The organism is Massilia sp. FBCC-B171 (assembly GCF_059134155.1).
In genome coordinates this window covers 2360122-2371803 of sequence record NZ_CP101443.1, presented here as the reverse complement: position 1 = coordinate 2371803, position 11682 = coordinate 2360122, and the positions used below count along the sequence as shown (strand labels likewise).

Below are 11682 nucleotides of genomic sequence, written 5' to 3'. Positions count from 1 at the left end.
CCCCGTGTGCCTCGAATTCACATCGCACATCACTGCAAACCCGACAGCATTTGTTAAAAAAATACCATGACAGTTGAAGGCCGGCCTCCACTCCCCCCAAGCACCCGCACGGTGTTTTTTGTTTCCGACGGAACCGGCATTACCGCCGAGACCTTCGGCCACGCGGTGCTCTCGCAGTTCGAGATGCGTTTTCGCCAGATCCGTATCCCTTTCATCGACACGCTCGAGAAGGCGAAAGACGCGGCCCGCCGCATCAACGAACACTACGCGGCCAATAACGAACGCCCGATCGTGTTCTCGACCCTGGTGAAACACGACCTGTCGGGCATCATCCGCGGCTCGAACGGCATGCACATGGATCTGTTCCAGACCTTTGTTGCGCCGCTGGAAATGGAACTGGGCGTGAAGTCGACGCACACGATCGGCCGCATCCACAACGTGGTCGACTCCGAGGAATACAAGAACCGGATTGAAGCCATTAACTTTTCGCTGGCGCACGACGACGGCCAGTCGCACAAGAACCTGGCCGAGGCGGACGTCATCCTGGTGGGCGTCTCGCGCTCGGGCAAGACGCCGACCAGCCTGTATCTGGCGATGCAGTACGGAATCAAGGCGGCCAACTATCCGCTCATTCCCGACGACTTCGAGCGCGGCAAGCTGCCGTCGTCCTTGCCGCCCTTCAAGCACAAGCTGTTCGGCCTGACGATCGCACCGGAGCGCCTGGCCCAGATCCGCGAGGAGCGCCGCGCCGGCAGCAAATACGCCTCGATCCTGAACTGCCGCTATGAAGTAGCCGAAGCGGAAATGATGATGAAGCGCGAAGGCATCCGCTGGCTGTCCTCGACCACCAAGTCGATTGAAGAGATTGCGACGACGGTGCTGCAGGAGATCAAGCCGGACCGGCGCGAGTACTGACCCGAAACGCTTGCGCCAGTCACGGAATTGACCCGACGAGAGCACCCGCCAGGCCGACGCAACGATTTCCGCGCTGGCCTGCGCCGGCCACGCGCCATGTTCAGCGCCGGAACTGGCGCTGATGCGCCGCCTGAATCTCAGCTATCCCTACATCCAGGGCGTCGGACGCGTGCGCGATGGCGTCATCGGCTGCTCGTCCATGGGGCCCGCCGCTTTCAAACTCGGCCAGCCCACCTTTGTCACCCCGACCGGCGTCGTCATCTACTCGCACATTCCACTCGACGCGGCGGGCAGGAGTCCCCTGTTCGCGCTTGAGCGTGACGGCTTTGCGGTGCTGGTGCACAAGGCCCTGCCGCTTGCCACCTGGACGCCGATATCGCAGATGGCGCTTGGCCTGTTACAGGTCGACCGTTCGCCCGGTAACGGCCCTGAGTGCCCGCCGCGTATGTGCAGGAGCGAACCGATGCGCTGGCCATGCGCTGCGCTGGCGCCGCTCGACCGGCGACCTGATGGCGCCGGATCTGTTCATTACAGTGGCCGAAGAGTGCGGCGTCATCACGCAGTTGACCGAACGAGTGTTGGAGCTGGTGGAACGCGATGCCGGGCACTTTCTTGCAAATCATCCCGGTTTCCACGTCGCCATCAACATCTCCGCCGCCGATTTGCACTCGCCTGGCACGGTTCCCCTCCTCGACCGCTTCATGACTAACACGCGGGCCGCGCCCGGCAACCTGCTGATCGAGATTACCGAACGGGGCTTTCTCAACATGACGGCCGCCTGTCCCACCATCGAGACACTGCGTGAGCGCTGCTACGAAGTCGCCATCGATGACTTCGGCACCGGCTATTCGAGCCTTTCCTACCTGGAATCGCTTGAACTCGACATTCTCAAGATCGACCGCTCCTTCGTCGAGGCGATCGGCACCAGGGCGCCCACCAACCAGGTGGTGCCGCATATCATCGCGATGGCCGGTTCGCTGAACCTGCGAATGATCGCCGAAGGCGTCGAGCTCGCGGCCCAGGCCGAGTTCCTGAAGGAGCAAGGCGTGCAGTACGCCCAGGGCTGGCTGTTCGGCAAGCCGATGTCGTTTGGGGAAGTGAGCCGGATGTTCAGGGAAGAAAGCGTGGTGGCCCAGATGCCGGCGAATGCGGCAAACCGCATGTCTGCAGCGGCCGGATCGGATCGGCGCGAGTACTGATCGCCTGGCACGGCTGTTTATCGTTTGTTGGAAACCCAGTGCAAGACCCGCCTGCTGTTCGCATCGATGGCCACAAATTCGTCCATCGTCGGGCCGGCCATCGCGAAGTAGCGGATGTCTGGTCCATGTTTGAATTCCCACCCGTCGGCGGCGCGTCTGCCGAGCGCCGCCTGCGACACCGGCTGCCAGTTCTCGCCGGGGTTGGCGCGCAAGGCAGACGTATATGAAAACTCCGTCACTGCCTCGTTGTTATCCAGATCATGCGTGTGGACGATAGCGTAGGCATCCTGCGGTATGAAGCCGGTAATCCAGCCTTTTTCGATCAATCCGGATTGTTGAAGCTGGCCGTAAGACGCGAAACGCTCGATCTTGGGAGCAAATAGCCAGGCCGCGGTACCAATGAATAACAAGCCGCAGACAATCACGGTCGAGAGAGTGATCGCCAGGTACCTGAACAGTTTTTTCATTCTCGTCTTGCCGGCACCGTCGCCAGCGCCAGCCCGTGACGGCGCGCCGCTTCCAGGTGGAGCGCGAAACCCGGATTGTGCGGGTCAAGCGGACCCGGGTGGTTCGCGCGCGTGATCTGTACGGCGGCCTCGATGTCGACACGGGCCGCGGCGCGCCAGGCCTCTGGGGTCGTGGGCAATGCCACCGGAGCAGCGGCCGCCGCGGCGCATGCCGGGCCGATCGGGGCAGCAAGAAGGCCTGCAAGGAGCAGCCTGGAGAAATGGAGGCGCAAACGGTGGAGAAGCACGGTTACCTCGTCGTCGTGGTTGGATGGGTGTGGCGCGCCAGATCCGCTTCGACCGTCTTCAACAGGGTCTCGACCGACCAGGCGACGTCGCGCACCTCGATAGCCGCGGGGTAAATCTGGCCGTTGGCGCGGCCGCGGTTGACGTACATCTTGTTCGGCACGATCACCACCGCCAGGTTCGAGGCCAGCGGATGGCGCCGCACTTCCATGTAGGTCGAGTCGGCCGAACTCGGCGCGCCGATCAGGGTCGTGTTCGGGAAGCGCGTGAAGACGTCGAGCGCGTCAAGGCAGGCGCTGACGCAGTTGCCCGGCACGACCACATACACCGGCCGCGTGAAGGACGCCGTCGCCTCAAGCGCGTCCGGCGCGGCCGCGGCAGGATCCCTTTTCTCTACGTGGAAATCATCCCCGCGCGCCAGCGCCGCGCGCATGCCTTCGGCATTGCGGCGGGCCCAGGCGGCCATGTCCTCGCTGCCCTGGCCGGCAAGGGTCTGCGCCATCGAAAACACATATTCGGTGTTGGCGGGCGAGGCGCGCCACCAGACTTCGGACTTGCCCGAGAAGGCGGAGCGCGCCTGGCGCACCCGTTCGCTGCCCCACAGGGCGCGCGCAAAATCGACGCTCCAGGCGGACGAGCCGCCGCCGTTCTTGCGCAGGTCAATCACGACTGCGTCGAAAGCGAGCCAGCGCGCACGGTTGGTCTCGACATCGCGCGTCAGGGCGCGGTAGGTGGCGCGTTCTTCCTCGTTCGGGTGGAAGGTCGGCATCGAGACCCAGGCCAGGTTCTTGCGCGCTTCAAACATGCCGACCGGGCGCGCGTCGCCGCTCTCGCTGTCGACCCACAGGCGGCGGGCTTCGGCGTCCAGTTCGCGCCATGCGAGCCTGTGTTCGCGCACCGCGCCCTGGAACTCGAAACGGCAGCGCCGGGGCAGCGTGATGAAGGGATTGTGGGTGTCGATGAACAAATTCGGCGCGTCCGACCACCATTGCCCGGCCTCGCCGACGCGGCCCTCGAAACTGAAGACGTTCTCGCGCACCAGCTGCTCGCCGGTCCGGCCGTCGCAGCCGAGCAGCTTGCTGCCGACCGCGACCTCCGGGGCCTGCGACGAATGCACATACAGGGCGTCGCCGCGCCAGACCGTGATGAAGCCGGGCCAGCGCGTGGGCGGACGCGCCGACTTGTCGATGCGTGCCCGGATCCCGGCGTGGCCGTCGCCGATGCGCACGTTGAAACCCTCGACCGCCGCGGTGTAGCCGGCGGCGTCGTTCACTTTCGCGGCCAATGCCAGGCCGTGCAGGCGCGCCGCGTCCAGGTTGGCGAGAAAGCGCGGGTTGTGCGGGTCGCGCGCGCCCGGATGGTTTTCGCGCGTGACCTGCACCGCCGCCTCGATGTCGGCTTGCGCGGCCGCGCGCCAGGCCTGGGGCGAGTCCGGCAGCGCGGGCGCCGCGGCCCAGGCGCCGCCAGCCAGGGCGGCCAGTCCGAGGGCGGCCAGCCGCCTGGCGTAAAGGTGGAAAATTCGGGTCGCGCGCATGGAGGATCCGTAGCAGGTTCGATAAGTTATCAAATCATAAATCAGTTAATTCCAATTAGGCAACAAGTTCCGGGCGTGGAGCGGCCTGTGTGGCCGCGGCGTCAGCCTGCGCGCCCTCCCTCATGTAAAATCGGCGGGACACTTTCTAAGGGCAGCATGCAATGGGTTGGCTGGACAAATTAAAAAAAGCGGACGCGGCCCCGGCCGCGGAGGCAGGGGCCGCGCCGGAGGGGGTAGCGGCGACCGGCGCCGAGATCGACGCCGTCTTTTACCGCTGGCTGGCCCAGGCGCGCCCGCCGCGCGCCACGCCGCAGACCGAGGTGGCCATCCTGGCCGAACTGGCGCGCCTGGCGCAATCCCCGGTGGCGGGCGCCGCCCTGGTGCCGCGCGTACCCGAAATCATTCCGCAACTGATGCGCACCCTGCAGGGCGAGGACATGAACGCCGCTGAGCTGTCGCGCCAGCTCAGCCAGGACATGGTGCTGGTGGCCGAGGTCTACCGCGAGGCGAACCGGCCGGCTTACCTGCCGCGCTACCATTCCGGCCCGCCGATCAGCAGCATGCAAGGCGCCATCATGCTGCTCGGCCAGAACGGCATGCGCATGCTGCTGGCGCGCGTGGCGTTTCGCCCCATCGTCAGCATGCAAAGCAGCCGGCTGGCCAAACGCGCCGCCCCCCTGATCTGGCGCCAGTCCGAAAAGTGCGCCCTGGCCGCCAGCCTGCTCGCACCAAGCCTGCGCGCGAACGCCTTCGACGCCTATCTCGCCGGCCTGATGGAAAACGTCGGCCTGGTCGTGGCCTTTCGCCTGATCGACCAGCATTGCACGGGCGAGGCCCTGCCCGGCTCCGACCCATTCGTGGCCGGCCTGTTTACGCAGGCGCGCATCCTGTCGAGGCGCATCGCCGCCTTGTGGGATTTTCCGCAAGCCGTCTGCGACGCCATCGGCAGCGCCGGACAGCTTGACGCTCCGGCGCCGGCCCAGGCGCTGGCCCTGGGCGACCGCCTGGCCAAGCTGCGTATCCTGGTCGACGCGGCCGAGTATGCGCCGGACGATCCCTTCGTTGTCGACGGCCTGAGCGAGACGGCGCTGGCCGTGTTCGACAAACTGCGCGATGAAGACGAAGGCTGAATAGGAGCAGGCCGACGCAGGCGTTGCAAACGGGCAACAACCGTGTTGTGTCCTCGCGGCGGTCCCTTATTTGTCCCTGCCAATTTCATGCAGCATGCATCAACAGCGGCGCGCCCGTGTAAAATCCGCATTGTGAAATATCACTAAAATTTACATGGAAGAAATAGTATGAAGGGCATTGTTTTTAATCTGCTGGAAGAGGCGGTCAGTACCGAGTTCGGCGACGACACCTGGGACCGCCTGCTCGACGACGCCGGCCTGGACGGCGCCTATACCTCGCTGGGCAGCTATGACGATGCCGAAATCCTGCGCCTGGTCGGCGTTGCGTCGGCCGCACTGAACATCCCCGAGCAGGACGTCCTGCGCTGGTTCGGGCGGCGCGCCATGCCGCTGCTGGCACAGCGCTACCCGAGCTTCTTCGCCGGCCATCCGGACACGCGCAGTTTCCTCCTCACGCTCAACAACATCATCCACCCGGAAGTACGCAAGCTGTATCCGGGCGCGAGCCCGCCGGTCTTCGATTTCGACACGGCCGACAGCGGACAGCTCGTCATCGGCTACAACTCGGCGCGCCGCCTGTGCGCCCTGGCCGAAGGCTTCATGCAGGGCGCGGCCGAACACTTCGGCGAACAGGCCGAGATCACCCAGCCGCAGTGCATGCACCATGGCGCCGCCAAGTGCAGCTTCCACGTCAAGTTTCGCGCATGACGCTGAACGAGGCCGCCGCAGCGCCTGATCCGGTGCCCGATCCCGAGATCGCGCGCCTGCAGCGGCGCCTGCGCCGCGAAACCGCGGCGCGCCAGGAAGCCGAAGCCATCGCCGAGCGCGGCCTGCGCGACCTGTTCCAGCGCCAGCAGGAACTCAAGCTGCTCGAACAGATCGCGGTGGCCGCCAACGAAGCGGCCAGCGTGGACGACGCCATGCGCCGCGCGCTCGATGCGGTATGCCGCTATACCGGCTGGCCGCTCGGCCACCTGCTGCTGGTGCGGGGCGAGGGCGAGGCGCTCGACTCCACGGCGGTCTGGCACGACGAGAGCGAGGGCCGCTTCGACGCCCTGCGCAATCTGTCCGAAACCATCGCCTTCGGCCACGACGTCGGCCTGCCGGGCCAGGTAGTACGCAGCGCCCTGCCCACTTGGGCCAATGCCGACGCCGCCACTGCCGACGACTACCCGCGCCTGCCGCTGCTGGTGCAGCTCGGCCTGGCCTCGCTGTTTGCATTCCCGGTCGTGATCGGCCACGAGGTGGTGGCCGTGCTCGAATTCTTCAGCCGCGAGCGGCAGACCCCGGAGGAATCGATGCTGCGCCTGATGGCCCAGGTCGGGACCCAGCTCGGGCGCGTGATCGAACGCCGCCGCGCACAGGACCGGCTGATACACGACGCGCTGCACGATCCCCTGACCCAGCTCGGCAACCGCAAGCTCTTCCTCGACCGGCTCGAACATTTCATGGTGCGCTCGCAGCGCATCCCGGACTACCAGTTCGCGGTCCTGTTCGTCGACCTCGACCGCTTCAAGGCGATCAACGACGGCCTCGGCCACCAGGCCGGCGACCAGGTGATCGTCGCCACCGCCGAGCGCCTGCGCGCCTGCCTGCGCCAGAACGACCTGGTCGCACGCGACGCCCAGGACGCCGGCTATGTCGTCTCGCGCCTGGGCGGCGACGAATTTACCATCCTGCTCGACCACGTCAACAGCGCGGCGACCCCGATCCGGGTTGCCGAACGCCTGCTCAAGGCGCTGGCCACGCCCTTCCTGATCGGCCAGCAGCAGGTCTACGTCACCGCCAGCATCGGCATCGCGCTCAGTTCGAGCGGCTACGCCGACGTCCACGACATGCTGCGCGACGCCGACATCGCGATGTACCACGCCAAGCAGAACGGCCGCGCGCGCTGGATGATGTTCGACCAGACCATGCAGGAAGGCGCCCTGCGCCGCCTGACGCTCGAAGCCGAGCTGCGCCTGGCTGTGGAGACGAACCAGCTTTACCTGCAATACCAGCCCATCATCACCCCGCAGGACGGCGTGATCCGCGGCTTCGAAGCGCTGCTGCGCTGGCGCCATCCGGTACTGGGCATGATTTCGCCCGTCGAATTCATCCCGGTGGCCGAGGAAGTGGGACTGATTGTCCGGATCGGCGGCTGGGTGCTGGAACAGGCATGCCGCCAGCTGCGCGTCTGGCAACTGGCCGGCGACCCCGCCCTCTCGATGAGCGTGAACGTCTCGGCCACCCAGCTGGCGGGCGGCGAACTGGTGGACGTGGTCACGCGCGTGCTGGCCGAGTCAGGCATCGCCCACGGCAGCCTGAAACTGGAACTGACCGAAAGCGCCGTGATGGCAGACGCCGAGCATGCGCTGACCGTATTCAAGGACCTCAAGGCGCTCGGCGTGCGCCTCTCGCTGGACGATTTCGGCACCGGCTACTCGTCGCTCAGCCACCTGCGGCGCCTGCCGATCGACACCCTCAAGATCGACCGCTCGTTCGTGAGCGCCATGGACAGCCACGGCGACAAGCGCCAGATCGCCGAAGTCGTGGTCATGCTGGCGCGCACGCTGGGCCTGGAAGTGGTGGCCGAGGGCGTCGAGACGCTGGCCGAACTTGATATTTTGCGCGAGATGGGCAGCGACTTCGTGCAGGGGTATTTTTATTTCCGCCCGCTCGACAGCGTGGCGGCGACGGAAGCCTTGGCGGTGCAAAGCGCAGAACGCATTCGGTAAGGTAGGGTGGGCACTCGTGCCCACGCGGTTCACCGGCCGATACCACGCGGAGAAATTTAATACGCCCACGGTGCCGAACGTGGGTTGGATCTCGACCATCATGCGCTCCACCGCGTGGGCACGAGTGCCCACCCTACGTGTCAGGTGAAAGCAGACGTTGCGGGTGGCTGTAGACCACGTACCGTCCACCGCGCACAAACCCGGCCAGCGTCAACCCGGCGCCCTCGGCCATCCTGACGGCCAGCGCAGTCGGCGCCGAGATCGCGGCGAGCAGGCCGAAGCCGGCGCGCGCCGCTTTTTGCACCATCTCGAAACTGGCGCGGCTGGTCACGACCGCAAAGCCATCTTCCGGCGCCATCCGAGCCCTGGCCAGCGCGCCGACCAGCTTGTCGAGCGCATTGTGGCGGCCGACGTCTTCGCGCACCATCAGCAGTTCGCCATCGAGCGCGGCCCAGCCGGCGGCATGCACGGCGCCGGTGGCCTGGTGCAGCTGCTGGCGCGCGGCCATTTCCGCCATCGCGCGTTCCAGCGCGCCCGATTCGATGCGGCTAGCTGCCGGCGCCGCAGGCGGCGTGCGCGGGTCGGGCAGGCAGGCTTCCTGCTCGAAGTAGTCCAGGCTGTCGACCCCGCACAGGCCGCAGCCGGTCTTGCCGGTACGGGCGATGCGCGCGCCCTTCATGCGCGCCATGGCGCCCGAGGCGATCCGGATATCGATCGCAATGCCGCGCGGCGTGTGTCCGACCTCGATGTCGTAGACGTCGCGCGCCTGGCGCACGATGCGCTCGCCGAGCGTGAAGCCCAGCGCGAAGTCTTCCAGGTCGAGCGGCGAGGCCAGCATCACGGCGTGGGTGATGCCGTTGTAGACCAGGGCCACCGGCGCCTCGTCGGCCACCAGTTCGCTGCCTTCTTCTGCCGCTTCGCCCGCGCAGCGGCTCGCAGCCAGGCGCCGCGTGCCCTCCGGGGCGGCGCCGAGGAAGGCTTCGGCCGCGTTCATGATCCGCTCCCGCGTTCGACCAGCACGTCGATCGCTTTCGCGGCCGGCACCTGGCTTTCCTTCGCATGGTGCCAGAGCGGGATCAGCGGATTACATTCGGGGAAATAGCCGGCGATCGTCCCTTCCGGAATATCGTAGGGCACCACCGCGAGCCCTTCCACCTTGCGCTCGACGCCGTCGTCGCTGGCGCAGCGCAGCGTGACCAGGTCGCCCTGGGCCAGCGCACGTTTGGCCATGTCGGCGCGGCCCATGAAGACCACCATGCGGCTGCCGTAGACGCCGCGGAAGCGGTCGTCGAAACTGTAGATGGTGGTGTTGAACTGGCCGTCGCTGCGCACCGTGAACAGGCGCATCGTGGCCGGTCCTCCTGTCAGGTCCGGGTCGCCCGGCAAGCCTTCCGGCACCGTGAAATTGGCCTTGCCGCTCTCGGTCTTCCACTTGCGCTCGGCGGCGCCGACGGGTTTGCGAAAGCCGCCCGGCGTCCACATGCGCGCATTGAAGTCGGGGAAGATGTCGGGATAGGTCGCTTCGATCGCGTCGCGGATGCCGCCGTAGTTGGCCACCCAGGCATCCCAGTCGACGCGCGGATTCGGGTCCAGGGTGGCCTTGGCGATGCCGGCCACAATGGCCGGCTCAGACAGCAGCTGGGTGGATGCCGGTTCCGCCATCCCGCGCGAACCGTGGATGCAGGCCGTGCTGTCCTCGACGGTGACGCTCTGCTCGCCGCCAAGCTGGCGGTCGACCTCGATTCGCCCGAGGCAGGGCAGGATGTAGGAGGCCTTGCCGTGGATGACGTGGTTGCGGTTCAACTTGGTCGAAATCTGGACGGTGAGCGGCAGCTCGCGCCAGGCCGCTTCCATCAGCACGGTCTCGGGCACGGCGCGGAGAAAATTGCCGCCCAGGGCGACAAAGGCCGGCACCTTGCGCGCCAGGATCGCTTCGCAGGCCTCGACCGTGTTCATGCCCTTCTTGCGCGGCGGTTCGAACCCGTATTGTTCCTGCAGCTTGTCGAGCGGGGCCAGCTCCGGCTTTTCGGTGATGCCGACCGTGCGCTGGCCCTGCACGTTCGAATGCCCGCGCACGGGGCAGATGCCGGCGCCAGGTCTGCCGATGTTCCCGCGCAGGAGCAGCAGGTTCACCACCATCGCCACGTTCTGCACGCCGTTGCGGTGCTGGGTCAGGCCCATCCCGTAGACGCCCATCACTGCCTTGGCCTTCGCATATACCCAGGCCGCGCTTTCCAGCGCCGCCTGCTTCAGGCCCGACTCGCGCACGATGTCCGGCCAGGCGCAGGCACGCACCGATTCCAGGAAGTCTTCCAGGCCGTGCGTATGCGCGTCCAGGAAGGCGCTGTCCACCACACGCTCCGCGCCGCTGGCCACCGCCGCGTCGTCCAGCGCCAGGATCGCCTTGCACAGGCCCATGATGGCGGCCGTGTCGCCGCCGGGCTTGACCTGGTGGTACTGGGTGCTGATGGCCGTCTCCTGCCCGGTCAGCATTTCGCTTGGGGACTGCGGATTGGTGAAACTCACCAGGCCGCGTTCGCGCAGGGGATTGAAAGTGATGATCGGGACGCCGCGCTTCCTCGCCGCTTGCAGCTGGTGCAGCATGCGCGGGCTGTTCACGCCCACGTTCTGGCCGAAGAAGAAGATGCAGTCGGTCGCTTCGAAGTCGTCCAGCAAGACAGTGCCGACGCCGTCGCCGATGGTCTTTTGCAGCGCCACCGAGGTGCTTTCGTGGCACATGTTGGAGCTGTCGGGCAGGTTGTTGTTGCCGTACATGCGCGCCAGCAGCGCGTACATATAGGACGTCTCGAGCGAGGCGCGCCCGGAACTGTAGAACACGGTTTTGTCGCGCTCGGCTTGCCGCAGGGCCGCGCCGATCTCGGCGAAGGCGGCCTCCCAGGCGATCGGGCGGTACTTGTCGCTGGCGGCGTCCCAGCGCAGCGGCACCGTCAGGCGCCCCTGGTCCTCGAGTGCGTGGTCGCTCCAGGCTTCCAGCTGGGTCACCGTGTATCGGTCGAAAAAGTCGGCGCCGATGGCCTTGCTGGTGGTTTCCCAGGCGGTGGCCTTGGCGCCGCTTTCGCAAAATTCGAAGGGATGCGGGTTGGCCGGCTTGGCCCAGGCACAGCTGACGCAGGCGAAGCCGTCCGGCTTGTTCTGCTTGAGCAGCAGCGCGCTGTCCTTGACTCCCGGGCGCTGGTCGAACAGCACATGCGCCACTTCGCTCAGTGAGCCCCAGCCGCCGGCCGGCATGGTCGCCGGTTCGATACGTACGTTTCCAGAATCCTTGCTCATGAGACCCCCTGCGCTGAACGATCCTGCACCCTAGCGCCTTGGGGCGGCTGGCCTCTGTGCGCTTGCGCACGCAGCGCCGCGACGCCAGCCAAAGGGCGGGTCAGGACCGGGTCGCGTCCAGCGCCGGCACGGCCCGGCCAATCT

Annotated in this window: 10 protein-coding genes and 1 pseudogene; 6 read left to right on the top strand and 5 right to left on the bottom strand. The window is 66.5% G+C overall.

Translation table 11 applies throughout. The annotated features are described in order from the left end of the window. Positions 1 to 66: 66 nt before the first annotated feature. From ppsR to NMB41_RS10790, 3 genes and pseudogenes are all read left to right on the top strand, one after another. On the top strand, positions 67 to 915 hold the full coding sequence (gene ppsR, locus NMB41_RS10800; protein ID WP_494382446.1) for a posphoenolpyruvate synthetase regulatory kinase/phosphorylase PpsR: 849 nt from the start codon (positions 67 to 69) through the stop codon (positions 913 to 915). Between the two features lie 64 nt (positions 916 to 979). Beyond that, a pseudogene (locus NMB41_RS10795) lies at positions 980 to 1198 on the top strand (CSS-motif domain-containing protein); the annotation flags it as partial. A 226-nt stretch (positions 1199 to 1424) separates the two neighbouring features. After that, on the top strand, positions 1425 to 2114 hold the full coding sequence (locus NMB41_RS10790) for an EAL domain-containing protein (RefSeq protein WP_494382445.1): 690 nt from the start codon (positions 1425 to 1427) through the stop codon (positions 2112 to 2114). Positions 2115 to 2131: 17 nt separating this feature from the next. Here the strand turns inward: NMB41_RS10790 and NMB41_RS10785 are convergent, their stop codons facing one another. Genes NMB41_RS10785 through NMB41_RS10775 form a run of 3 tightly spaced genes read right to left on the bottom strand, consistent with a single transcriptional unit; the run spans position 2132 to position 4400 of the window. Beyond that, positions 2132 to 2581 carry a YbbD-related protein gene (locus NMB41_RS10785; protein WP_494382444.1) on the bottom strand — a complete coding sequence of 150 codons (450 nt, stop codon included), beginning with the start codon at positions 2579 to 2581 and terminating at the stop codon, positions 2132 to 2134. After that, entirely contained in the window at positions 2578 to 2868 is a 291-nt protein-coding gene (locus NMB41_RS10780) for a hypothetical protein (protein WP_494382443.1), read from the bottom strand. The genes NMB41_RS10785 and NMB41_RS10780 overlap by 4 nt, the downstream gene beginning before the upstream one ends. 2 nt (positions 2869 to 2870) lie before the next feature. After that, positions 2871 to 4400 (bottom strand): S41 family peptidase, encoded by a 1530-nt coding sequence (locus NMB41_RS10775; protein ID WP_494382442.1) that lies wholly within the window; start codon positions 4398 to 4400, stop codon positions 2871 to 2873. Between the two features lie 161 nt (positions 4401 to 4561). On the opposite strand from NMB41_RS10775, the gene NMB41_RS10770 reads away from it, so the two are divergent. The 3 genes from NMB41_RS10770 (at position 4562) to NMB41_RS10760 (ending at position 8247) form a co-directional block, all read left to right on the top strand. Beyond that, complete coding sequence (locus NMB41_RS10770; RefSeq protein ID WP_494382441.1) at positions 4562 to 5530, top strand: HDOD domain-containing protein; 969 nt, start codon at positions 4562 to 4564, stop codon at positions 5528 to 5530. Positions 5531 to 5698: 168 nt separating this feature from the next. Further along, entirely contained in the window at positions 5699 to 6238 is a 540-nt protein-coding gene (locus tag NMB41_RS10765) for a heme NO-binding domain-containing protein (protein ID WP_494382440.1), read from the top strand. After that, on the top strand, positions 6235 to 8247 hold the full coding sequence (locus tag NMB41_RS10760) for a putative bifunctional diguanylate cyclase/phosphodiesterase (protein WP_494382439.1): 2013 nt from the start codon (positions 6235 to 6237) through the stop codon (positions 8245 to 8247). The genes NMB41_RS10765 and NMB41_RS10760 overlap by 4 nt, the downstream gene beginning before the upstream one ends. A gap of 133 nt (positions 8248 to 8380) precedes the next feature. Here the strand turns inward: NMB41_RS10760 and fdhD are convergent, their stop codons facing one another. Then, entirely contained in the window at positions 8381 to 9241 is an 861-nt protein-coding gene (fdhD, locus tag NMB41_RS10755) for a formate dehydrogenase accessory sulfurtransferase FdhD (RefSeq protein WP_494382438.1), read from the bottom strand. After that, positions 9238 to 11538: an FdhF/YdeP family oxidoreductase gene (locus NMB41_RS10750; protein WP_494382437.1), complete on the bottom strand. Its 2301-nt coding sequence runs from the start codon at positions 11536 to 11538 to the stop codon at positions 9238 to 9240. The genes fdhD and NMB41_RS10750 overlap by 4 nt, the downstream gene beginning before the upstream one ends. Between the last annotated feature and the right edge of the window lie 144 nt (positions 11539 to 11682).

Coding starts and splice junctions, on each gene's coding strand:
- fdhD (WP_494382438.1), bottom strand. CDS start 9,241: ATGAACGCGGCCGAAGCCTTCCTCGGCGCCGCCCCGGAGGGCACGCGG.
- NMB41_RS10750 (WP_494382437.1), bottom strand. CDS start 11,538: ATGAGCAAGGATTCTGGAAACGTACGTATCGAACCGGCGACCATGCCG.
- NMB41_RS10775 (WP_494382442.1), bottom strand. CDS start 4,400: ATGCGCGCGACCCGAATTTTCCACCTTTACGCCAGGCGGCTGGCCGCC.
- NMB41_RS10765 (WP_494382440.1), top strand. CDS start 5,699: ATGAAGGGCATTGTTTTTAATCTGCTGGAAGAGGCGGTCAGTACCGAG.
- ppsR (WP_494382446.1), top strand. CDS start 67: ATGACAGTTGAAGGCCGGCCTCCACTCCCCCCAAGCACCCGCACGGTG.
- NMB41_RS10785 (WP_494382444.1), bottom strand. CDS start 2,581: ATGAAAAAACTGTTCAGGTACCTGGCGATCACTCTCTCGACCGTGATT.
- NMB41_RS10770 (WP_494382441.1), top strand. CDS start 4,562: ATGGGTTGGCTGGACAAATTAAAAAAAGCGGACGCGGCCCCGGCCGCG.
- NMB41_RS10760 (WP_494382439.1), top strand. CDS start 6,235: ATGACGCTGAACGAGGCCGCCGCAGCGCCTGATCCGGTGCCCGATCCC.
- NMB41_RS10790 (WP_494382445.1), top strand. CDS start 1,425: ATGGCGCCGGATCTGTTCATTACAGTGGCCGAAGAGTGCGGCGTCATC.